Below are 22,405 nucleotides of genomic sequence, written 5' to 3'. Positions count from 1 at the left end.
CACTTACCTGCAGGAGTACGGCTCGGGGCGGCCGGTTGGCGGACGCTCCCTCGCTTCCGCGAAAAACCTTCGAGGTGCGATCACGCGTTGAGTTCGCCGCGGTAGTCGAATTCACCTGCCTTGATGCCCCGGATGAACATCGCGAACTTGGCGGGAGTAGTGCGCATGACTATGTCGCCGTCATCGGACTCGCGCAATTCAACGACGCCATCCACCGTCCGCACCTCGACGCACTCGTTTGTCGCGCCACTCGACTTCTGCCACTTGGGCGCAGGCATACCTGTCCTCAACTTCCTTCTTGACGGACCAGATCAGGTCTCGCGACGCATCCTCGGACAGCGCCATGGAGTCCATCCGGGCGAAGACGGCCCGATGCTTGGCCAGGTTTGCCGGGGCGTCGAAGAACAGTCCGCCATGGGCAACGTCCAGCTGGACGGTGCCCAGCTCAGGGACGGGCCCCTCAGCGAAGGTGAGGTTCTCGGAGGCGCCAGGGAACGTATCGACGGCGAAACGGATCAGTCGGACGGAGATGCTGGCCTGCTCCGCGTCTTCGATGAGGGGATCGAGCTGATCGACAAGCACCTTGGGGCCGCCGAACTGCATCCGCAGTGCGGCCTCATGGATGAAGGCCCGGAGAGGCGTCTTGCCCGAGCGGACGAGCTGTTGGCGTTGCGACACGGCCCTCGACGGGCGAGTCCTCGTCCGCTTCAACACCACCCTGGTCACAACTCTGCTCAACCTTCTCAACCTCCTCCTCGACGCCGAGCGAGGTGACCCGTGCGAACCGTGACCGAGCGAACCACCGTCCACTACCTCACTGCCGAGTCCGTTCCCGACGCGGCTCTCCAACTGCGGCTCGCCGTCGACTTCGGCATCTACGCCGCGCCCGGCGACCACCTCGCCTTCCCCCTCACCCGCAGCCAGGCGGAAGAGCTTCCTCTTCTTCCTCTCCGCCCACCTCGGGGCCCACCGATGAGACCCGGAACCGCCAACTTCCTGATCGGCACCGCGTTCGCGGTCCTCATCGCCCTTCGCGATCGCCACCGTCGCCCTTGGCGTCCTCACGGCCCTCAGGACGCCGCCCCGCGACGACCGGGCCGCCGACGCGGTCACGAATCCACCCGAGGCGTAACCATCCGCGCACCGACTCACGCTGAACCGCTTCGCCTCAGCCGAAGCGGTTCAGACCAGAACGCGACTGCCCGACCGCCAGGCACACACCTGCGGCCGGGCAGCCAACCGACTTCCGACTACCGCGCGTACGGGTTGTCCTCCGGCGGCGCTGGCGGCTCATACGACGGTGGAAGCGGCGGGGTCCCCGCGCTCATCGGCTGCTGTGGAATCACCGGCGGCACGGCCACCTTCCGCCGCCTCACCACGGCGAACACCAGCCCAGCCACCACCAACAGACCGGCCACCACTCCACCAACGATCGGCAGTGCGCTGCTCGACCCGGACGACGCCTCAGCCTTCGGCTGCGCAGACGGCGCGCCTACCGCCACGTCGCTGGGGATTCCAATAGGGCTCGGCGCCGACGAAGCGGGAGCGGACGAACTTGCAGGCGCAGACGGACTCGCCGTCGGCACTGGATTTGCCGCCGGAACAGGAGACACATCCGCCGGGCCAGGGTCCCCCGGGTCCGTCAACGCAACCCGGGGGCGCACGGAGCCGTAGCCGCCGAGATCATTACGAACAGTCCCGTCATGCGGCTTCCCCGCCGTATTGATGAGAACTCGCAAGACCTGATTCGCAGTCCATTCCTTGTGCACCGACCACACCAACGCAGCCGAAGCAGAAACCAGAGCAGCCGCATCGGATGTGCCGTGGCTCTTGCAATATCCAGTATCAGCAGCACAGGCCGCGACGATGTCCATGCCCGGCGCAGTAAGGATCACCTGCGGCCCCTGCTCGGATTCCGATGTCACTACAGCGTCCTGATCGAGCGCTCCGACGCCTACAACGTTTGGCAAACCTCCCGGGTAGGAGACGGGGTTTCCCGACTGCGCCTGGTTCCCGACGCTTGCCACGACCAGCGCCCCCTTGACCCTCGCCTGCGCGAGGACACCACTCAGCTTTACCACATCATCCGATGCGAATCTGGCCGCATCCATACCTTGCGAGATATTGATGACCTTTGCACCGTGATCGACCGCATAATTCACCGCCTGGCCGATCTGGTCAAGAAAGTCGGTTGGAGAAGCCCCAGAAACTGAACCATTATTGATCTTGAGTGGAAGGATCTTGGCGCCAGGCGCCAGGCCGTAAGCTCCCGTCCCTCCGACACTCTCGCCGGTCCCGGCAATCAGGCTCGCCATTTCCGTACCGTGTCCGTCGCCATAGGACCCCACGCCACCAGAGCTGCCACTGAAGTCTTTGCCCGGCAGGAACTGCCCCACCAGGTCTGGATGATCCAGCTTGAATCCACCATCGATCACCGCAACAGTGATCCCCTGCCCCTTGGACACTTTCCACATCTCCGACGCATGCATGGCGTCCAGGTGCCACTGCTTCTCTCGAATCGACCCGTCCGCAGCCGCCGACGCTGCAATCGGGCCGACTACGACTCCCGCCGCCAGAAGTGCCGCAATTGCAGCCCGCCAACGCATTCGCACGTTTGTCCGCCCCATCACAACTCCTCCTCGTCCTCCCCCGCGACCAGGGAAGCATGCCCGAACAGGTCTGCCCGGCCACTGGGCGAGCCAGTGGCCGGGCAGACATTGCCGTCTTACTCAACCACGTCCGGGTTGCTGTGCGGCGTACCGCTGGTCCAGGTCTCCTCGTCCTCGTGGAGGTAGTCCGCGCGGTTTCGGCGGTCGCGGTCCTTCTTGCCGCCGTGGCCGCCCGCGCCCGGGGCCATCATGCCGTTCTGCCCGGACCGGGAACCGCCTTCGGCGGCTTCGGCGGCAACCGCACGGTTGCGCAGGCCCGTACCGCCCGGGGTGAACTCCCCACCTGCGGCAGGGCCCTTGCGGCCGCCGACCGTTCCACCGGCGGTGGAGGTCAGGCCCCGACCACGCGAGCCGCCGACACCTTGGCCGCCACCCATGCCGGGGTGCATGCCCATTCCGCTGCCCATCGACGATCCGCTGACCCGGCCGCCGCTCGCGGCGCCCTCCCGGCCGATAACCGTTCCACTGGGCAGGCCCGGGGTGCCGGCCTTGCCGGGAATCGAGCCGCCGCTGAACGGGCCGGTGCGGAGGGGAACCGAGCCGCCGCTCTTGCCGGGGATGCTGCCGATGCCCTTGGTCGGGACGGAGCCACCGCTGGTCCCGCCGGGGAAGCCGCCGATGGGCCCGCCGCCCGGCAGGCCGGGCACGCTTCCGGGGCCACCGGGCCCGCCCGGGTAGGCGGGCGTTCCGCCCGGGCCGCTCGGCAGCACGGGGCCGCTACCGGGGCCGACCGGGGCGGTCTGGTCCGGCAGGGTCGGGAGACTGTCCAGACCGGTACCCGGGCGGGTGACCGGGTCCGACGGGTGGGACGGCGGAGTGGGCGTGCCCGGGTCCTGCGGCGGCGGAGGCAGCTGGCCGTGGTCGTACGGGGGGACCGGTCCGGGGTGGGTCGGGTTGGACGGGTCCTGCCAGCTCGTTGACGGATCGCGGGGCCTCATGGTGGCGCCGCCGTAGTCTCCAGCGGACGGGCTGTAGCTCCCGCCGGTGCTGCCGCCGCTCGTTCGCGAAGCACGCTGGGAACCGCCGTAGGCACCGCCGCTATCCCCGCCGCGGGAAATCGCCGTGGAATTGTTCTGGTTCGTATCAGGCGTCCCCGGAAGCACCACGTTGTCGCCGAGCCCGTTCAGCGTCGTCGTAGCCGCCGCATATGCCTGCGCCAGGTTCTCCATCTGATGGACGGCTTCCTGGTGCGCCTGGTAGGCCCGCTGCGACGCGGCCTGGAACTCGGCTTGGGTAACCCAGCCCGGCTTACGCTTCTGCATGATCGAATCGAGGTTCGCGGGGGTTGCCCCCTCGGGCATGAAGCTGGCCGTCGTGTAGGCCGCCTGGTCAACCGTCTGACCCGCGTGCCTGCTGACCGTGTCTATGTCAGTCGTCGGTACCTCTGGCATGGCGACCTTTGCAGTGCTGAGTGCTTCGCCTGCTTGGTGCATGGCGTTGCCCGCGCCGGTGGAGTAGGCACCCAACTTCTCCGCGGACTGCTGCAGATTCCCGGCCCACGTCTTGAAGTTCTCTGCAGCCTGACCTTCCCAGTTGACGTTACTGAGATGCGACTTGAGCGCTGCGCTGAGTTCTGTCAGAACACGTCCAGCCGCCTGCAGCTGGGTGCCGCGACTAAGCACCGTCTGGGGGCTGGTGCCGTTGACCATGCCATGAAGGACGGAATGGTCCAGACCTTCAAAGTTCGTTTCGCCTGCCACTACTTCCTCCCCGTTCCCCGTGAACCGTCTCCGCCCGCCATCAGAAGTCGTACTTGCCGGCAGCTCCGTTCGTCCCGGCAACACCAGCGCTGCGCGCGACCGCGTTCTGGGCGGCAGTCGCACTGTCTTCGTTGGTCCGGTAGTTGCCTTCCGTGGTCGTGACCGCCTTCTGCATGGCACTGATCTGCGACACGAAGTCCTTGTGCAGCTTGACGAGCTGGGAGTGAACCTTGCCGTAGGTGCTGGACAGGGAGACCGCTTCCGGGAAGCTACCAGGGGTACTGCCACTGACGAAGCTCTGCTGAGTCAAGGTCTGTGCTTCGAGCTTGTACGGCGCTGCCTCCGAACCCTCCATCGCTGCGAGCAGAGCCTCGATCTTCTTCGCGAACACGGTAAGGGTGTCGATCTCGACCTTGACGTCCTGCTTGCCGAAGGCCGCCACCAGGTCACTGGCGCTGACGTTCGTCTGCGCTGCGCTGACGACGGGGGCGATGTTAAAGCCGTGCCCCCAGGGCAGCGGGATCGTCGGTCCGTCCAGCATGAACGGCGTTGCGTCCGGCGTGGCCGGCGGGGTTGTCCCCGCGCCCGTCCCCGCGCCTGATGTAGTCGTCGGCTCTCCCACAGCAATCCACCTCTCCCCCGTACGGCCGGCGCCCGGCGACTCCCGGGCCCTTCCGTCCGCAACACTCCGTCAACTTCTGCGTCTTACCGTCGTGGTCGGTTCGACCGCCCGCCCTGGGGACGGTCTGCCGCCTCCGTCATGGTAGCCATCGCCCCTGTCGGACCGGCAGGGACCTTGGCCCGCCCGGGCTCGATCGGTACGAACTTGACACGTACAGCCGCCGTCCGGCCGCTGGGTAGACTGACCCGGTACGCCCCATCTGCCGCGCAATGTCGCACAGCAGCGACCCGAGGCCGCAGAACGGACGTGACGACATGCCTTCCCCCGAACAGGTTCAGACCCCCTGGTGGGCCCGTGCCGTGCGGCCGGCGCGGCCGCCGGTGCCGGTGGTGTTGATGGTGCGGGCGGCGGTCGGGATGGTGGTGCCGCTGGCGGCGGGGTTGTCGGCGCACCGGCTGGATCTGGGGGTGTTCGCCGGGCTGGGGGCGATGCACGCGACGATGAACGACCGGGTCGAGCCGGCGCTGTTGCGGGCGGGCCGGATCGGGTCCGCAGTGGTGGCTTCGGCGTTCGGGATGCTGGTCGGTACGGCGTTGCAGCACGCGCACGTGGGTGCGGCCGTGCTCGGTGTGGGGCTGACGCTGACGGCGTTCGTGTCGGGTGCGCTGAGTGCGACCGGTCCGCGCGGGTCGGCGGCGGGGATGCTGCTGTTGGTGTCGGCCGCGTTGGGCAGTGGGATGCCGTTGCCGGGGCCGTGGTGGGCGGCGGCGCCGATGATGCTGGTGGGTGCCGCGTTCGTCGTGTTGTTGGGTCTGCCGGCCACCACGCACCACGATCCGCGCAACCGGGCGTTGGCCGCCGTGTACGAGGCGCTCGGCCGTACGCTCGCCGATCTGGGCACCGCGCGGGGTGCTGACTCACGCCGGGTGTTGACGGCCCGGCTGAACCAGCTGCAGGACCTGCTCCCGAACCGCCGTCGAGTGGAACGGACCGGCCTGCGCCGGATGTACGAGGCGGCCCTGGCCGCGACGGAGGCGGCGACCGGACTGCTGTGGGCCTGGCGGCCCGTCCCGCCGGAGGTGGCCGCGGTGCCGGGGCTGCTGGCGGAGGCGGTGCGGCAGGGCGGTGGCGAGGTGGTGGTGCCGGACTGGCGGCCGGACACCCCGGCCCGGCAGGCGCTGGACGTGGCGTTGCGGGCCGCCGCCGAGGCCGTGGCGGGCCGCGACGCGCGGATCGGCACCGCTCCGGCGCCCCCGCCGGATCCGTGGCGGCTGCGGGCCGGGCTGTTGTCCGGGCCGTCGGTCCGGTACGGCCTGCGGGTCGCGTTGTGCATCGCGGCGGGTTCGGTGGTGACGGCCAACTTCCCGCTGAACAAGAGCTACTGGGTGCCGATGACGATCGCCTTCGTGTTGAAGCCGGATCTCGGTTCGGTGTTCCTGCGCGCGGTGAGCCGCGCGGTCGGCACGGTGCTCGGCGTGGTGGTGACGGCGGCGCTGCTGTCGCTGACCACCGAGGAGTGGGCGCTGACCGCGATGGCGGCGCTCTGCGTCGCCCTGCTGCCGTACGCCACGGCGGCGCACTACGGGCTGAACACCGTGGTGATGACGCCGATGGCGCTGGTCCTGCTCCAGTTGGGCGGGCAGAGCAGCGCGGCCGAGTTCTGGCCCCGGGTGCTGGACAGCGTGCTGGCGAGCGCGGTGGTGCTGCTCTTCGGCTACCTGTTGTGGCCGGAGCGTCCGCGCCACCGGATCGAGCCCCGGCTGGTCACCGCGACGACCGCGCTGCGCGCCTACCTGGACGCGGTGACCGACCACCGGAGGACGGGCGAGGTGTGGCTGCGCCGTACGGCCTACCGGTCGTTGGCGGACGCCCGGCACGAGGTGCGGCAGGGCTTGGCCGAGCCGCCGCCGACCGGGCGGCTGGCCGAGCAGTGGCTGCCGGCCACGGCCGCGCTGGAGCGGCTCGGCGGCGCGGTGGCGGCGTTCGCCGCGCAGGTCCGGTACGGCGGCCGGGTGCCGGACCCGGCCGAGACGGAGCGGGTCCGCCGGGCGCTGGACGAACTGACCGCCGCGGCCCGCGAGCACCGGCCGCCGACCAGGCCGGCGGCCCGGCCGAGTGCGCCGCACGACCCGGCGCTCAGTGCGCTGGGCCGTGCGGCGGACGAACTCGAAGTGCTGCTCAGGAGGCCGTAGTTCAGACCTGCTCGGCCAGCTCCAGCCAGCTCATCTCCAGCTCCTCCTTCTCGTCCCGGACGGCGCGCAGCTGCCCGTCCAGTTCGGCGACCTTGGAGAAGTCGGCGGCGTGCTCGGCGAGTTGGGCGTGCAGCTTGGACTCCTTCTCGTCCAGCTTGGCGATCTGCCGCTCGATCTTCTGCATCTCTTTCTTGGCGGCGCGCAGGTCCCCGCCGGACAGCCCTGCGGCGGCGGCCTCAACAGCCGGAGCAGCGACGGCAGATGCGGCAGCAGAGGCCGCGGCGGCGGCCATCCGGGCCCGCCGCTCCAGGTACTCGTCCACGCCACCCGGCAGCATCCGCATCTTCTTGTCGCCGAGCAGCGCGTGGACGACGTCCGTGGTCCGCTCGATGAAGAACCGGTCGTGGCTGATGACGACCATCGAGCCGGGCCAGCCGTCGAGCAGGTCCTCCAGCTGGTTGAGGGTCTCGATGTCCAGGTCGTTGGTCGGCTCGTCGAGGAACAGCACGTTGGGCTCGTCCATCAGCAGCCGCAGCAGCTGGAGCCGCCGCCGCTCGCCGCCGGACAGGTCGCCGACCGGCGTCCACTGCTTGTCCTTGCCGAAGCCGAACTGCTCGCACAGCTGCCCGGCGCTCATCTCCCGGCCCTTGCCGAGGTCGACCCGCGAGCGCACCTGCTCGACGGCCTGCAGCACCCGGATCTCCGGGTCCAGTTCGGCGACCTCCTGCGACAGGTAGGCCAGCCGCACGGTCTTGCCGACCTTGATCACGCCGGAGGTCGGCTGCACGTCGCCCTCGGAGGCGTACGCGTCCCGCATGGCGCGCAGCAGCGAGGTCTTGCCGGCGCCGTTGACGCCGAGCAGGCCGATCCGGTCGCCGGGGCCGAGCTGCCAGGTGAGGTTCTCCAGCAGCAGCTTGGGGCCGGCCTTGACGGTGACGTTCTCCAGGTCGAAGACGGTCCTGCCGAGCCGGGCGTTGGCGAACTTCATCAGCTCGCTCTTGTCCCGCGGATCCGGCACGTCCGCGATCAGGGCGTTGGCCGCCTCGATCCGGTAGCGCGGCTTGGAGGTGCGGGCGGGGGCGCCGCGACGCAGCCAGGCGAGCTCCTTGCGGGCCAGGTTCTGGCGCTTCTGCTCCTCGACGGCCTCGATCCGGGAGCGCTCGGCGCGGGCGAAGACGTAGTCGGAGTAGCCGCCCTCGTACTCGTGCACCTCGCCGTGCTGGACGTCCCACATCCGGGTGCAGACCTGGTCGAGGAACCAGCGGTCGTGGGTGACGCAGACCAGCGCGGAGCGGCGCTTCTGCAGGTGCTGGGCGAGCCAGTTGATGCCCTCGACGTCGAGGTGGTTGGTGGGCTCGTCGAGGATGATCAGCTCCGGGGCGCCGAGCAGCAGCTTGGCGAGGGCGATCCGGCGGCGCTCGCCACCGGAGAGCGGGCCGATGACGGTGTCCAGACCGTCGGCGAAACCGGGCAGGTCGAGGCCGCCGAAGAGGCCTTCGATGATGTCGCGGATCCGGGCGTCGCCGAGCCACTCGTGGTCGGCGCGGTCGGCGATGACCTCGTGGCGGATGGTCGCCTTCGGGTCGAGCGAGTCGTGCTGGGTGAGGACGGCCGGTTCGAGGCCGCCGCTCCAGGTGATCCGGCCGCCGTCGGGCTCCTCCAGCTTGGCGAGCATCCGGATCAGGGTGGTCTTGCCGTCGCCGTTGCGGCCGACGACGCCGATCCGGTCGCCCTCGCTCACGCCCAGGCTCACCGCGTCCAGCAGGGTGCGGGTGCCGTAGACCTTCGTGACGGACTCGATGGTGGCGAGGTTGACGGCCACGTGTGCTGCGCTCCTGGGTTCGGCGGTCGCGGGGCGGCCCGCCCTCAGCGGTCGGACGCCCCCTCTCGGGGAATCCCCGATCACCCCAGCCTAATGGGCTGGCCGTAACCCGAACGCCGAAGCTCGGACCGCCCCGACCTAGGGACCGCCCCGACCTCGGACCGCCCCGACCTCGGACCGCCCTACCCCGGGACCACCGAAGCTCACACCGCCGAGGCCCCCGGCACCGGCCCGTACGTGGCGTGCGCGGCCCGGCAGGTGCCGGAGGCCAGCAGGGCCGCGGCGACGGCGGTGGCCGCCTCGGCGTCCTTGGCCAGGAAGGCGCAGGTCGGCCCGGAGCCGGAGACCAGGGCGCCGAGCGCGCCGGCCTCGGTGCCGGCCCGCAGGGTGGCGGCCAGCGCGGGGCGCAGCGAGAGCGCCGCGGGCTGGAGGTCGTTGACGAGCGCGGCGGCCAGGGCGACGGCGTCGCCGTCGGCGAGGGCGGCGAGCAGGGCCGGGTCGGCGTCTGGGGTGCGGACGTCGGTGTCGCTGGAGCCGGTGCCGGCCTCCTCGCGCAGCCGGTCGCACTCGCGGAAGACGGCGGGGGTGGACAGCCCGCCGTCGGCGACCGCGAAGACCCAGTGGAAGGTGCCGGAGACGGCGAGCGGCTCCAGGATCTCGCCCCGGCCGCGGCCCAGCGCGACGCCGCCGAGCAGGGCGAACGGCACGTCGGAGCCCAGTTCGGCGGCCAGCTCCAGCAGCGTCTCGAAGGGCGTGTCGAGCTTCCAGAACGCGTCGCAGGCGACCAGCGCGGCGGCGCAGTCGGCGCTGCCGCCGGCCATGCCGCCGGCCACCGGGATGGCCTTGGCGATGTGCAGGTGCACGCCCGGGTCGGCGATCCCGTGGTGGGCGGCGAGCAGCCGGGCGGCGCGGGCGGCGAGGTTGCCGTCGTCGAGCGGGACGGCGCCGGCGTCGGGCCCGGAGCAGGACAGCGTCACGCCCTCGCCCTGGGTCGCGGTGACCTCGTCGCCCAGCGCGACCGCGAAGAAGACGTTGGCCAGGTCGTGGAACCCGTCGGCGCGCAGTCCGCCGACCCCGAGCTGGACGTTGACCTTGGCCGGCACTCGTACGGTGATCACACGGCGTCCTTGGGCTTGTGCTCGGCGATCGCGGCGAACTGCTCCACCGTCAGCATCTCGCCGCGCAGCTTGTGGTCGATGCCGGCGGCCGCGAGCGCCTGCTCGGCCCCGGCGGCGGAGCCGGCCCAGCCGGCCAGCGCGGCGCGCAGGGTCTTGCGGCGCTGGGCGAACGCGGCGTCGACCACCGCGAACACCTCGGTGCGGCTGGCGGTGGTCTTCGGCGGCTCGCGGCGGATCAGCGAGACCAGCCCGGAGTCCACGTTGGGGGCGGGCCAGAACACGTTGCGCCCGATCGCGCCGGCCCGCTTCACCTCGGCGTACCAGTTGGCCTTGACCGACGGGACGCCGTACACCTTGTTGCCGGGCTTGGCGGCGAGCCGGTCGGCGACCTCGCTCTGCACCATCACCAGGGTCCGCTCGATGCTGGGGAAGGTCGCCAGCATGTGCAGCAGGACGGGCACGGCCACGTTGTACGGCAGGTTGGCGACCAGCGCGGTGGGCGCCGGGCCGGGCAGCTCGGTGACCTCCATGGCGTCGCTGAACACCAGGTCGAAGCAGTCCGCCTTGCCGGGCATCCGGGCCGCGACGGTGTCCGGCAGGTGCTGGGCGAGCACCGGGTCGATCTCGACCGCCGTGACGTGCCGCGCCACCTCCAGCAGCGCCAGCGTCAGCGAGCCGAGCCCGGGCCCGACCTCCACCACCGCGTCCTGCTCCGTCACCTCGGCGGCCCGGACGATCCGCCGCACGGTGTTGCCGTCGATGACGAAGTTCTGCCCGCGCTGCTTGGTCGGCTTCACGCCGAACGCGGCCGCCAGCTCCCGGATGTCGGCGGCGCCCAGCAGGTGGCTGTCAGGGGTGGGGTCGGTGGTGCTCACGCGCCAAGGATACGGGCGTACGGGCCGGCGCCCGGACGCACCGATCCCGGGGGCGCGTCTCAGTACCCGAAGGCCCGGGCGGTGTTCTCCGCGATGGCCGTCGACAGCTCGTCCTCGTGCAGCCCCAGGGTGGCGGCCATCGAGCGGACCGTGACCGGGATGAGGTACGGGGCGTTCGGGCGGCCGCGGTAGGGGTGCGGGGTGAGGAAGGGGGCGTCGGTCTCGACCAGGATCCGGTCGAGCGGGGTGGCCAGCAGGGCGTCGCGCAGCGGCTGGTTGGCCTTGAAGGTGACCGGGCCGGCGAAGGAGAGGTACCAGCCGTGCTCGGCGCAGACCTTGGCCATCTCGGGGTCGCCCGAGTAGCAGTGGAAGACCGTCCGCTCCGGGGCGCCCTCCGCCAGCAGGACGGCGATGACGTCCTCGTGGGCGTCGCGGTCGTGGATGACCAGCGCCTTGCCGTGCCGCTTGGCCATCTCGATGTGACGGCGGAACGACTCCTTCTGGATCTCCACGCCCTCCGGCCCGGTGCGGAAGTAGTCGAGGCCGGTCTCGCCCACGGCGAGCACCTGGGGCAGGGCGGCCAGCGCGTCTATCTCGGCGAGCGCCTCCTCCAGCGCCGCCCGGCCGCCCGCGGGGCGCTGCTGCCCGGACCACCCGTCCGGGTCGCCGAGGAAGATCCGCGGCGCCTCGTTGGGGTGCAGGGCGACGGCCGCGTGCACCTGCTCGTACCGGGCCGCCAGTTCGGCGGCCCAGCGCGAGCCGGGCACGTCGCAGCCCACCTGGACCACGGTGGTGACCCCGACCGAGGCGGCCCGGGCGAGCCCCTCGGCCGGGGTGCCGGCCTGCATGTCGAGGTGGGTGTGCGAGTCGGCCACCGCCACGGCCAGGGGTTCCGGCGGCGGCGGCGGGGTCGACCGGTCGTCGTCCTTGGCGGGCATCAGGAGGCCGGCTTCTCTTCGAGGCGCGGGAACAGGATCTCGCCCTTGGTGACGGTGGCACCGGCGGGCAGCCGGCCCCAGTCACCGGCGGTGGCGACGGTCTGCGCGGCGAGCGCGCCGAGGCCCTCGGCGGCGCCCAGCGAGGCCCACAGCTTCTCGGCGGTGGACGGCATCACCGGGTTGAGCAGCACCGCGGTGCCGCGCAGCGCCTCGGCGGCGGTGTAGAGGATGGTGGCCAGGCGGGCCTGCCCCTCGGCCGACTCGTCCTTGGCGACCTTCCACGGCTCCTGCTCGGTGAGGTAGCCGTTGACCTGCTTGACGAACTCGAAGATCGCCGCGAGGCCGCCGGCGAAGTCCAGCTCCTCGCCGATCTTCCGGTCGGCGACCTCGACGGCCGTGCGCAGCCCGTCCGCGACGACCTGCTCGGCGGCACCGTGCGCGGTGGCGGCCGGCAGCGCCCCGCCGAAGTACTTGCCGACCATCGCGGCGACCCGGGAGGCCAGGTTGCCGAAGTCGTTGGCGAGCTCGGAGGTGTACCGGGCGGTGAAGTCCTCCCAGGAGAACGAGCCGTCCGTGCCGAACGGGATCGCCCGCAGGAAGTAGTAGCGGTACGCGTCCACGCCGAAGTGCGTGGTGAGGTCGGTGGGAGCGATGCCGGTCAGGTTGGACTTGGACATCTTCTCGCCGCCGACCATCAGCCAGCCGTTGGCGACGACCCGCTTGGGCAGCGGCAGGCCCGCGGCCATCAGCATGGCCGGCCAGATCACCGCGTGGAAGCGCAGGATGTCCTTGCCGACCAGGTGGACGGAGGCCGGCCACAGCTCGGCGAAGCGCTCCGGGTCGCTGCCGTAGCCGGCCGCGGTGATGTAGTTCTGCAGCGCGTCCACCCAGACGTAGAGGACGTGCTTCTCGTCCCAGGGCAGCGGGACGCCCCAGTTGAAGGTGGAGCGGGAGATCGAGAGGTCCTTGAGGTCCTGCTCGACGAAGCGCAGCACCTCGTTGCGGGCCGAGGCCGGCTGGATGAAGTCGGGGTTGGCCGCGTAGAACTCCAGCAGCCGCTCGGCGTAGGCGGAGAGCCGGAAGAAGTAGTTCTCCTCCTCCAGCCACTCGACCGGCCGCTTGTGCACGGCACAGAGCTTCTCGTCCGCGTCGGCGCCGTCGAGCAGCTCGGAGGGGAGCTTGAACTCCTCACAGCCGACGCAGTACGGGCCGGAGTAGCCGCCCTTGTAGATCTCGCCCTTGTCGTACAGGTCCTGGACGAACTCCTGCACCCGGGCGGTGTGCCGCTCCTCGGTGGTGCGGATGAAGTCGTCGTTGGCGATCTCCAGGTGCTGCCAGAGCGGCTTCCAGGCCTCCTCGACCAGCTTGTCGCACCACTCCTGCGGGCTGACGCCGTTGGCCTCGGCGGTCCGCATGATCTTCTGACCGTGCTCGTCGGTGCCGGTCAGGTACCACACCTTCTCGCCGCGCTGGCGGTGCCAGCGGGTGAGGACGTCGCCCGCCACGGTGGTGTACGCGTGGCCCAGGTGGGGACGGTCGTTGACGTAGTAGATCGGAGTGGAAACGTAGTACGCCGGGGCGCTCGCCCCGGTGGTGCTGTGGTCTGCAGTGGCCGCCATGGTCGGAAAGCTTAGTCGGGCCCGAACGCACCCCTCGACCGCATTACGGCCGGGTGCGGCGGGGCCGCCCGCCGCACTGCTCGCGGCGGGCGGCCCCGGGGTGCGCTCCCCGGACCGGCGGTCAGCCCAGCAGCCGCGACCAGAACCGGGCCCAGCGTCCGCGCGGCTTCACGGGCGCGGGCACCGCGGGCGCCCCGGCCGGCTCGGCGTGCGCCGGGTAGCCCGGAGCGTGCTGCCAGGGCTGGTCGGCGACGGCCACCCGGCCCTCGCGCATGATCCGGACGGTGTGGCCACCGCATCCCGGGCAGGTCGGCTTGAGCAGAGGGGACGGCACCCGGACACCGTTGGCGTGGTACTCGAACACGATGTGGCCGTCCTTGGCCAGGTGGTGCTCGATGTCGTACGCCTGCTCCCAGCCGTACCCGCATCGCAGGCAGGCGAAGGAGTAGGCCTCCCGCACGGTCTCGACGGGAGTGTGCGCCCGCCCCGCCAGGCCGGGGACGTTCAGCGCGTTGCCACTACTGCGGGGGCTACCGATCATCTCGCTCATAGCCGTCTCCCACTGCCCGTCGGGCGCTCGCCCGGCTGGGTCTTTCCATTCCAGGAAATGCCCGGACCGCCCCGGCCGACGCCCTTCTTGTAAAAGCTTGGAGGCAGGTTGGGAAGTCCTATACGAAGGGCCTCCCGGAGCCCGTCCACCACGACCGAAACTTCAGCTCAGCGGGCGTTTACCGGGGCCTTCTCTCCAAGGTACGACTCCCCGCCCGCCTCGCAACCCCCGGAATTCACCCCTTTTTCAAGGCCCCTTCCGAAGCCTCCTTCTTGGCCGCCACCACCGCGTCGAAGACCTCCCGCTTGGGCACGGAGAGTTCGACCGCGACCGCCGCGATGGCCTCCTTGCGCCGCTCCCCGGCCTCCTCCCGGACGGCCACCAGCCGGGCCAGCTCGGCCGGGGTCAGCTCCTGGGGCGCGGCCGGCGGGGCACCCGCGACCACGACGGTGATCTCGCCCTTGACGCCCTCCGCCGCCCAGGCCGCCAGCTCGCCGATCGGCCCGCGCTTGACCTCCTCGTAGGTCTTGGTGAGCTCGCGGCACACCGCGGCCGGCCGCTCCGGCCCGAAGGCCTCGGCCATCGCGGCGAGCGCCTCGGCGATCCGGTGCGGCGCCTCGAAGAAGACCATGGTGCGCGGCTCGGCGGCGACCGAGGCCAGCTGCCGGGCCCGGTCGCCGGTCTTGCGCGGCAGGAAGCCCTCGAAGGTGAAGCGGTCGACCGGCAGGCCGGACAGCGCCAGCGCGGTGAGCACCGCGGACGGCCCGGGCACGGCGGTGACCTTGACGTCCGCCGCCACGGCCGCCGCCACCAGCCGGTAGCCGGGGTCGGAGACCGAGGGCATCCCGGCGTCGGTGACCAGCAGCACCCGGGCGCCGCCGAGCAGCGCCTCGACCAGTTCGGGGGTGCGGCCGGCCTCGTTGCCCTCGAAGTAGGAGACGACCCGCCCGGCCGGGGTCACCCCGAGCGCCTGGGTGAGCCGGCGCAACCGCCGGGTGTCCTCGGCCGCGATCACGTCCGCCGTGGCCAGCTCGGCGAGCAGCCGGGGCGGGGCGTCCGAGACGTCGCCGATGGGGGTGCCTGCGAGAACGAGTACTCCTGTCACGGGCCCCATCCTTTCACCCACCGGGCCGCCGGGGCTTTTGGTGACGATTCGGGCAGCTTCCGAGGGACCGCTCACGCGTACGAGGAGCGCCCCTACGATGTGGCGGATGAACGGCGACACGGCGGCGCAGGCGCCCACTGGTACGGACCACTCCGCGCAGAGCGGTGCCGGCCTGCCGTCCCCCCGCACCCCCGGGTCCCCCGGGTCCCCCGGGTCCCCCGTGGGCTGGCGGGAGCGCCTGGCCGGGCACGGCTACCGGGCCCGCCCGACCGGCACGCTCACCGAGCGCCTGGTCCCGCCGATGCCGGACGGCCCCGGGGTGACGAGGCCCGACGTCCCGCAGTCCCCGCTGCTGCTGCGCCTGGGGATCTCGCTGCCGCAGGGCCTCTGGTACTTCCTGTGCCGCTGGTCCGGCTGGCTGGGCCCGATCGCGGTGGCGGTGTTCGCCGGGCTGCTGCGGTTCACCGACCTCGGCCGGCCGCACGCGATCATCTTCGACGAGACGTACTACGCCAAGGACGCCTACGCGCTCTGGCACGGCGGCTACGAGATCAACTGGCCGGAGGACGCCAACACGACGATCATGACGCCGGGCGCGGCCGTCCCGTACCGCCCGATGGCGTCGTACGTGGTGCACCCGCCGGTCGGCAAGTGGATCATCGGCGCGGGCGAGCAGCTGTTCGGCATGAACCCCTTCGGCTGGCGGTTCGCGGTGGCCCTGCTCGGCACCCTGTCGGTGCTGATGCTGGCCCGGATCGCCCGCCGGATGTTCCGCTCCACCCTGCTGGGCTGCGTGGCCGGCCTGCTGCTCTCGGTGGACGGCCTGCACCTGGTGCTCAGCCGGACCGCGCTGCTCGACCTCGTGGTGATGTTCTGGATGCTCGCCGCCTTCGGCTTCCTGCTGCTGGACCGGGACCGCACCCGGGCCCGGCTGGCGGCGCGCCTGGGCGGGGTGGCGGACCCGGGCCTGGCCCAGCGGCTCAACCTGGGCTGGCGCCCGTACCGGATCGCGGCCGGCGTCTGCGTCGGCCTGACCTGCGCCACCAAGTGGAGCGGGCTGTACGTCGCGGCGGCCTTCGGCGTGCTGACCGTGCTGTGGGACGTCGGCGCCCGCCGGCTGGCGGGGGCCCCGCGCCCGTATCTGGCGGTGCTGGCCCGGGACGTGGTGCCGGCCTTCGTGTCGATCGTCGTGGTCTCGGTGGCCGTCTACCTGGCCTCCTGGTGGGGCTGGTTCGCCAGCAGCAACGCGCCCGGCCAGGGCGGCTGGGGCCGGGACTGGGCAGTCGGCCGCTCCACCGACTACCCGTGGATACCGGAGGGCCTGCGCGCCCTGTGGCACTACCACTCGACGGTCTACGAGTTCCACACCCACCTGACCGACCCGCACACCTACCAGTCCAACCCGTGGTCCTGGCTGGTGCTGGGCCGCCCGGTGTCCTTCTACTACGAGTCCCCCAAGTTCGGCCAGGACGGCTGCACCGTCACCGACTGCGCCCGCGAGGTGCTGGGCATCGGTACCCCGCTGCTGTGGTGGACGGCGGTGCTGGCGCTGGTCTACTGCCTGTGGCGCTGGGCGTTCCGGCGGGACTGGCGGGCTGGCGCCCTGCTGTGCGGCCTGGCCGCCGGGTACCTGCCGTGGTTCCTGTACCAGCAGCGGACGATCTTCCTCTTCTACGCGGTGGTCTTCGTCCCGTTCCTGGTGCTCGCCGTGACGATGCTGATCGGTGCGCTGATCGGGCCGGCCGGCGCCTCCCGGGACCGCCGGATCATCGGCTCGGCGACGGCCGGCCTGCTGGTGCTGCTGATCATGTGGAACTTCCTGTACTTCTTCCCGCTGTTCACCGGGCAGACCATCCCGCTGGAGGACTGGCGCAGCCGGATGTGGTTCAACAGCTGGATCTGAGCCGGCGGCCCGGCCCGGAGGCCGTCGACACACCGTTCCCCCGGAACGTCCTTACCCGGTCCACGACACGTACCAGATCCGTCACAAGTCCCCGTCGATTCGTCGGCGTCCTCATCAGCGCTGCCTAGGGTGGGGTACGTACCGCGTTTCCGGCGCCGCCGGTTGCGCCCGGCCGCGATACCCCTGGGGGATTTGCACCATGCGCAGTGGCGCGAAGATCGGCATCATCACCGGCGTGTCCATCGTCGTCCTCGCGGGCGGCGGTTACGGGGCGTACAGCCTGATGGGCGGCTCGGACTCCGGGTCGTCCGGCGACAAGAAGGCCCGCACGGTGGTCGCCGACCCGCCCTCGGCCGACCAGGCGGCGAACGGTGCGAAGGACTTCCTGGCGGCCTGGGCCTCCGGCGACATCGCGAAGGCGGCCTCGCTGACGGACGACCCCGCGACCGCCACCACCGCGCTGACGGCCTTCAAGACCCAGGTGAAGCCGAGCGCGCTGACCCTCACCCCGGCCGGCCCGGCCACCCCGCAGGCCTTCGCCTCGGCCACCGGCACGCCCGCCCCGGCCAAGCCCACCGGCGCCGCCTCCGCCACCCCGTCCGCCACCGGCACCCCCAGCGCGAGCGACTCGCCGTCCGCCACCCCCGGGCCGACCGGCGTGCTGATGGGCTTCAAGGCCCGCGCCGAGTTCGAGGGCACCAGCCGGGTCTGGGACTACAACGGCTTCCTCAGCGTCGTGAAGATGAGCGACAACACCCCGGCCGTGCACTGGACGCCCTCGGTGATCCACCCGCACCTGTCCGGCAACGAGACGATCGCCACCCAGCAGGTCTTCTCCCCGCCGTCCACCGTGGTGGACCGCAACGGCAAGGTGCTGCAGGGCGCCTCGCTCACCCCGGCGCTGATGGCCAGCCTGCAGGACAACGCCCGCAAGCTGCTGCCGCCGGACCCGAACAAGGACCAGGACGCGGGCAGCGCGGTGGTGATCACCGACCCGGCCGGCAAGACCGCCGCGGACAAGCTGTTCACCATCGTCGAGCCGAAGCCCGGCAAGCCGTTCAAGGTGACCATCGACAACACCCTCCAGGCCGCCGCCGAGAAGGCGATGACCGACCTGGGCGGCAAGCAGGGCTCCATCGTCGCGATCGAGCCGAGCACCGGCCAGGTGCTGGCCTTCGCCAACGCGCCGGCCACCGGCCAGAACCGGGCCTTCACCGGCCTGCTCGCCCCCGGCTCGACGATGAAGATCGTCACCTCGACGGCCCTGCTGGAGGCCGGGCTCAACCCTGACAGCCCGGTGGCCTGCCCGGAGAAGAGCAGCAACGCGGTGGCGATCCCGAACGACTTCCCGGGCGCCTTCCCGAACAACACGCTCCAGCAGGACTTCATGGTGTCCTGCAACACCGCCTTCATCAACCAGGGCCTGACCAGCCTCAAGCCCGAGACGCTCTCCGGCACCGCCAAGGACGTCTACGGCATCGGCCTGGAGTGGAAGACCGGCCTGCCGAACGCCGACGGCAAGATCCCGGCGACCCCGGGCAGCAAGGACGAGCAGGCCATGAACTACATCGGCCAGGGCAAGGTCCAGATGAACCCGCTGGCCATCGCCTCGATCACGGCGACCGTCCAGAGCGGCTCGTTCAAGCAGCCGATCCTGGTCGCCGGCCTGCCGCAGCAGCAGGCGGCCCGGCAGATCTCGCCCGACGTCGCCGCCAAGCTGCGCGCGATGATGAACGCCACCGCCGTCGGCGGCACGGCCAGCCAGGTGATGGCCGGGATCACCGACAACGCGGGCGCCAAGACCGGCTCCGCCGAGGTCCAGGGCGCGTCCACCACCAACAGCTGGTTCACCGCCTTCCGCGGCAACCTCGCGGTCGCCGCCGAGGTCCAGGGCGGCGGCCATGGCGTGGACGCGGCCGGCCCGGCGGTCGCCTCGCTGCTCAAGTCCGTCGGCCACTAGTCCCGGAACGTACGGAGCCCGCTCTGCCGTCCTGGCGGAGCGGGCTCCGTCGCGTCGCGGCCCGCCGGTGGGCCGGATCAGCCCCGCGGCACGGCGGGCGTCGGCGCGTCCGGCACCGGGCGCGGCGGCACCGGGCGGCGGCTGCTCCAGCGCCGGGCCGCCAGCCGGGGCCAGATCACCAGCACGGCGGGCAGCGCCAGGTACCCGAACCGCCCGGCCGGGGCGAGTGTGAAGGCGATCGCCAGCCCGGCGGCCAGCAGGTCGGCGGCGGCTATCGCGGAGACCGGCGGCCGGGCCAGCAGCCAGATCGCCACCCCGACCAGGGCCATGGTCATCAGCGCCAGGGAGACGGAGTGCCCGGTCGGCCCGAAGCCGGCCAGCACCTTGCCGGGCAGCGGGCTGCCGGCCGGGGTGCGGATCGCGGTCATCCCGAGCGGGAAGCGCACCACCTGGTCGCGCAGCGCCTGCGGCTGGGTCAGCACCGACGGCAGCAGCACCGCCGTGCTCACCCCGACCCCGATCAGCGCGGTGCGGGCGGCGGGCCGCCGGCCGTACAGCCGCCACAGCAGCAGGACGGCCACCGGCAGGGCGGGCCAGGCGGTCCACTTGAGGCTGCAGGCGAGGGCGAGCACCAGCCCGGCGCTGATCGTGCGGTCCCGCTCGGCGAGCGCCATGGCCAGGCAGCAGACCCCGATCAGCGGCAGGTCCACCCCGCCGACGACGAGGGCGAGCGCTATCAGCGGCGAGGCGGTGAGGACGGCCAGCGGCAGCAGCGGCGCCCGGTCCCTGGACGGCCGCAGCAGCCGCCAGGCTCCCAGCAGGCAGACGATGAAGGTGAGCGCGAACCAGATCCGGGCGTCCCCGGCGACCCGGGCGAAGGCGGTGGAGGTGCCGAGCAGCTGGCGCGGCAGCCCGAACAGGGACATCGCGGGCAGGTACGGGTTGTAGTCGGTGACCACCACCGGGTGCGGGAGGTAGACGTCGCCGGTGGTGAGCAGCAGGTGGGCCGAGCGTTCGACCACCATGACCTCGGACTGGTGCCGGCCGGTCACGGCGAGTAGCCCGAGTGGGGCCAGCACGGCTCCGAGCAGGGCGACCACGGCGGCGGCCTCGGCCGCGAACCGGCGCGGCAGGGTGAGGCACAGGAGCCCGGCCACGACGTAGGCGGGGGCCGCGACGAGGCCCCACAGCCGCTGGTTGGCCAGGTCGGAGACGAGCGGGAAGGCCGCGGCCCAGCCGGCCGCGATCAGGCAGCCGAGCAACTGGACCCAGCGCAGCGAGGCGAGGTGCGCGGGATTCCACCGATCGGGCGTGGGCGGAAAGGTGCTCTCGCCACGCTGCCGGGGGAACGGCCGGGTGGAGAAGCCCCTCGGCGGCCGCCCCGGTCTGGACGGCAGTTCGGCGCTGATGGACTGGGCCGGCGTTCTGGCGCGGCCGGTGAAGCGGCCGCGCGGGCGGGAGAAGCCGGGCGTGCGGGTGCTCACCATGGTGGAAGGTTATGGGTGCGAGCCGGGCCCTGTCGCCATCGCGTCGGGCGGTTGGTGGTGGTTTACGCGCGTAGGGCCGCCCGGTGTCGTGCCTGGCGGCGGCCCTTCACGATTGGGTAACGGCACGGTCAGCCGGCGTTGGTGTCGACCGGGACCGGCTGCGCGGCCCGCTCCAGCCGGGAGTGCTTGATGCTGTAGCCGAAGTAGACGGCCACGGCGACGCCGAGGGCGATCGCCCCGGCCCGGAAGGTGTCGGCGTGCAGGCCGGTGATCAGGTAGACGCAGAAGCCGACACTGAGCAGCGGCACGACCGGGTAGCCGGGGACCTTGAAGCCGCGCGGCAGGTCGGGCTGGGTGCGGCGCAGGACGATCACGCCGATCGAGACCACCGAGAAGGCGATCAGGGTGCCGAGGCTGGTGATGTCCGCCAGGACGTCCAGCGGGATGAACGCGGCCAGCGCGCCCACGCCGACGCCGACCACCAGGGTGTTCCAGACCGGGGTACCGGTGCGCGGGGAGAGCTCGGCGAAGCGCTTGGGCAGCATGCCGTCGCGGCCCATCGAGTACAGGATGCGGGTCTGGCCGTAGATCACCACGAGGGTGACGCTGAAGATCGAGATGATCGCGCCGACCGCGAAGATCATCGCGGGCCAGCTCTGGCCGGTGATGTTCTGCATGATCTGGGCGAGCCCGGCCTCCTGGCCGCCGAACTCGGTCCACGGCTGGGCACCGATGCCGGCCAGGGCGACCAGGATGTAGAGCAGGGTCACCACGACCAGCGAGATGATGATCGCCATCGGCAGGGTGCGGCGCGGGTTCTTGACCTCCTCACCGGCGGTGGACACGGCGTCCATGCCGATGAAGGAGAAGAAGATGCTGGAGGCGGCCATCTGCACGCCGCCGATGCCGAGCGGCATGAACGGGGTCAGGTTGCCGGACTTGAAGCCGGTGACGGCGACGCCGACGAACAGCAGCAGGATGAGGATCTTGATCCCGACCATGGCCGCGTTGACCTTCGCCGACTCGCTGACGCCGCGGACCAGCAGGAAGCAGACCATGGCGACCAGCAGCAGCGCCGGCAGGTTGAACCAGTGGCCGCCGCCGGGGGCGCCGGAGAGCTGCTCGGGGATCCTGAACCCGAAGGCCAGGTCGAGGAACTTGTTCAGGTACTCGGCCCAGCTCACCGCGATCGCGGAGGCCGAGACGCCGTATTCCATCAGCAGGCAGATGCCGACGCCGAAGGCGACGCCCTCGCCGAGGGTGGCGTAGGCGTAGGAGTACGAGGAGCCGGAGACCGGGATCGCGGAGGCCATCTCGGCGTAGCAGAGCGCGGTGAGCCCGGCGGTGACCGCCGCGATCACGAAGGACAGGATGACGGCCGGTCCGGCCTCCGGGACCGCACTGCCGAGCACGAAGAAGATGCCGGTGCCGATGGTGGCGCCGATGCCGATCGCGGACAGCTGCCAGAGGCCGATCGAGCGACGCAGGTGGATGCCGGAGCGTCCGCCCTCCTCGGGTGCGCCGGCCGGAAGGCCGTGGCCCTCACTCTCCGCGATCAGGGTCGAGACGGGCTTGCGTCGCAGCAGACGCGCACCAAGGGTGTTGCTGGCCAAAACTGCGGTCCTTCTAGGCGGGGGAGGGTGTCCTAGTGGCCGGTCACCCGAGGCACTGGGGGGTGTCATCGGGGACCAACCGAACAAACATGGGACAGTACCCCGCGAAGACACCAGTGTCGCAAACAAACAATACTGATCGGCGCATTGTACGAATCGTCGCATCAGACATAACAAACGGGACACTTCGCACACGCTACACCTCCAGCCGTTCCGCTAAACGTCCAGCTCA

The 22,405-nt window shown here is 71.4% G+C and carries 18 protein-coding genes; 3 read left to right on the top strand and 15 right to left on the bottom strand.

Features of this window, described 5'->3' with window-relative positions:
* Positions 1 to 80 precede the first annotated feature (80 nt).
* The 6 genes from ACIG5E_RS16550 to ACIG5E_RS16525 all read right to left on the bottom strand — a co-directional run bounded on the left by ACIG5E_RS16550 (position 81) and on the right by ACIG5E_RS16525 (position 5,814).
* Positions 81 to 215: a DUF397 domain-containing protein gene (locus tag ACIG5E_RS16550; protein WP_396534115.1), complete on the bottom strand. Its 135-nt coding sequence runs from the start codon at positions 213 to 215 to the stop codon at positions 81 to 83.
* Positions 199 to 1,113, bottom strand: coding sequence for a Scr1 family TA system antitoxin-like transcriptional regulator (locus ACIG5E_RS16545; protein WP_396534114.1), 915 nt, complete (start codon positions 1,111 to 1,113; stop codon positions 199 to 201). Before ACIG5E_RS16545 ends, ACIG5E_RS16550 begins: the two co-directional genes overlap by 17 nt.
* 137 nt (positions 1,114 to 1,250) lie before the next feature.
* A complete protein-coding gene (locus tag ACIG5E_RS16540) occupies positions 1,251 to 2,627 on the bottom strand; it encodes a S8 family serine peptidase (protein ID WP_396534113.1) in 1,377 nt (458 codons plus the stop codon).
* 98 nt (positions 2,628 to 2,725) lie between these two features.
* Complete coding sequence (locus ACIG5E_RS16535; RefSeq protein WP_396534112.1) at positions 2,726 to 4,369, bottom strand: WXG100 family type VII secretion target; 1,644 nt, start codon at positions 4,367 to 4,369, stop codon at positions 2,726 to 2,728.
* Between the two features lie 40 nt (positions 4,370 to 4,409).
* Positions 4,410 to 4,991 (bottom strand): hypothetical protein, encoded by a 582-nt coding sequence (locus ACIG5E_RS16530; protein WP_396534111.1) that lies wholly within the window; start codon positions 4,989 to 4,991, stop codon positions 4,410 to 4,412.
* Positions 4,992 to 5,325: 334 nt separating this feature from the next.
* A complete protein-coding gene (locus ACIG5E_RS16525) occupies positions 5,326 to 5,814 on the bottom strand; it encodes a hypothetical protein (RefSeq protein ID WP_396534110.1) in 489 nt (162 codons plus the stop codon).
* On the opposite strand from ACIG5E_RS16525, the gene ACIG5E_RS16520 reads away from it, so the two are divergent.
* The gene (locus ACIG5E_RS16520) at positions 5,792 to 7,183 is read left to right on the top strand and encodes an FUSC family protein (RefSeq protein WP_396534109.1); all 1,392 of its coding nucleotides are present in this window, start codon (positions 5,792 to 5,794) and stop codon (positions 7,181 to 7,183) included. The genes ACIG5E_RS16525 and ACIG5E_RS16520 overlap by 23 nt on opposite strands.
* Position 7,184: 1 nt before the next feature.
* Here the strand turns inward: ACIG5E_RS16520 and ACIG5E_RS16515 are convergent, their stop codons facing one another.
* From ACIG5E_RS16515 to rsmI, 7 genes are all read right to left on the bottom strand, one after another.
* Positions 7,185 to 9,005 carry an ABC-F family ATP-binding cassette domain-containing protein gene (locus tag ACIG5E_RS16515; protein WP_396534108.1) on the bottom strand — a complete coding sequence of 607 codons (1,821 nt, stop codon included), beginning with the start codon at positions 9,003 to 9,005 and terminating at the stop codon, positions 7,185 to 7,187.
* A 203-nt stretch (positions 9,006 to 9,208) separates the two neighbouring features.
* On the bottom strand, positions 9,209 to 10,123 hold the full coding sequence (locus ACIG5E_RS16510) for a 4-(cytidine 5'-diphospho)-2-C-methyl-D-erythritol kinase (protein ID WP_396534107.1): 915 nt from the start codon (positions 10,121 to 10,123) through the stop codon (positions 9,209 to 9,211).
* Positions 10,120 to 10,998: a 16S rRNA (adenine(1518)-N(6)/adenine(1519)-N(6))-dimethyltransferase RsmA gene (rsmA, locus tag ACIG5E_RS16505; RefSeq protein ID WP_396534106.1), complete on the bottom strand. Its 879-nt coding sequence runs from the start codon at positions 10,996 to 10,998 to the stop codon at positions 10,120 to 10,122. Before rsmA ends, ACIG5E_RS16510 begins: the two co-directional genes overlap by 4 nt.
* Positions 10,999 to 11,057: 59 nt before the next feature.
* Entirely contained in the window at positions 11,058 to 11,936 is an 879-nt protein-coding gene (locus tag ACIG5E_RS16500) for a TatD family hydrolase (protein ID WP_396534105.1), read from the bottom strand.
* Positions 11,936 to 13,555, bottom strand: coding sequence for a methionine--tRNA ligase (metG, locus tag ACIG5E_RS16495; protein ID WP_396534104.1), 1,620 nt, complete (start codon positions 13,553 to 13,555; stop codon positions 11,936 to 11,938). Before metG ends, ACIG5E_RS16500 begins: the two co-directional genes overlap by 1 nt.
* Positions 13,556 to 13,676: 121 nt before the next feature.
* Positions 13,677 to 14,105, bottom strand: coding sequence for a hypothetical protein (locus tag ACIG5E_RS16490; protein ID WP_396534103.1), 429 nt, complete (start codon positions 14,103 to 14,105; stop codon positions 13,677 to 13,679).
* 235 nt (positions 14,106 to 14,340) lie between these two features.
* Positions 14,341 to 15,210: a 16S rRNA (cytidine(1402)-2'-O)-methyltransferase gene (gene rsmI, locus ACIG5E_RS16485; RefSeq protein ID WP_396534102.1), complete on the bottom strand. Its 870-nt coding sequence runs from the start codon at positions 15,208 to 15,210 to the stop codon at positions 14,341 to 14,343.
* A 106-nt stretch (positions 15,211 to 15,316) separates the two neighbouring features.
* On the opposite strand from rsmI, the gene ACIG5E_RS16480 reads away from it, so the two are divergent.
* Positions 15,317 to 17,113, top strand: coding sequence for a dolichyl-phosphate-mannose--protein mannosyltransferase (locus ACIG5E_RS16480; protein ID WP_396534101.1), 1,797 nt, complete (start codon positions 15,317 to 15,319; stop codon positions 17,111 to 17,113).
* A gap of 199 nt (positions 17,114 to 17,312) precedes the next feature.
* Complete coding sequence (locus ACIG5E_RS16475) at positions 17,313 to 19,073, top strand: penicillin-binding transpeptidase domain-containing protein (protein ID WP_396534100.1); 1,761 nt, start codon at positions 17,313 to 17,315, stop codon at positions 19,071 to 19,073.
* Positions 19,074 to 19,150: 77 nt separating this feature from the next.
* On the opposite strand, the gene ACIG5E_RS16470 is transcribed toward ACIG5E_RS16475, so the two are convergent.
* Both ACIG5E_RS16470 and ACIG5E_RS16465 read right to left on the bottom strand, forming a co-directional pair.
* Positions 19,151 to 20,560, bottom strand: coding sequence for a glycosyltransferase 87 family protein (locus ACIG5E_RS16470; protein ID WP_396534099.1), 1,410 nt, complete (start codon positions 20,558 to 20,560; stop codon positions 19,151 to 19,153).
* Between the two features lie 128 nt (positions 20,561 to 20,688).
* Complete coding sequence (locus ACIG5E_RS16465; RefSeq protein WP_396534098.1) at positions 20,689 to 22,242, bottom strand: amino acid permease; 1,554 nt, start codon at positions 22,240 to 22,242, stop codon at positions 20,689 to 20,691.
* Between the last annotated feature and the right edge of the window lie 163 nt (positions 22,243 to 22,405).

Source organism: Kitasatospora sp. NPDC053057 (genome assembly GCF_044546945.1).
In the GTDB taxonomy this organism is placed as follows: Bacteria; Actinomycetota; Actinomycetes; order Streptomycetales; family Streptomycetaceae; genus Kitasatospora.
This window is presented reverse-complemented; position numbering and strand designations above follow the sequence as displayed.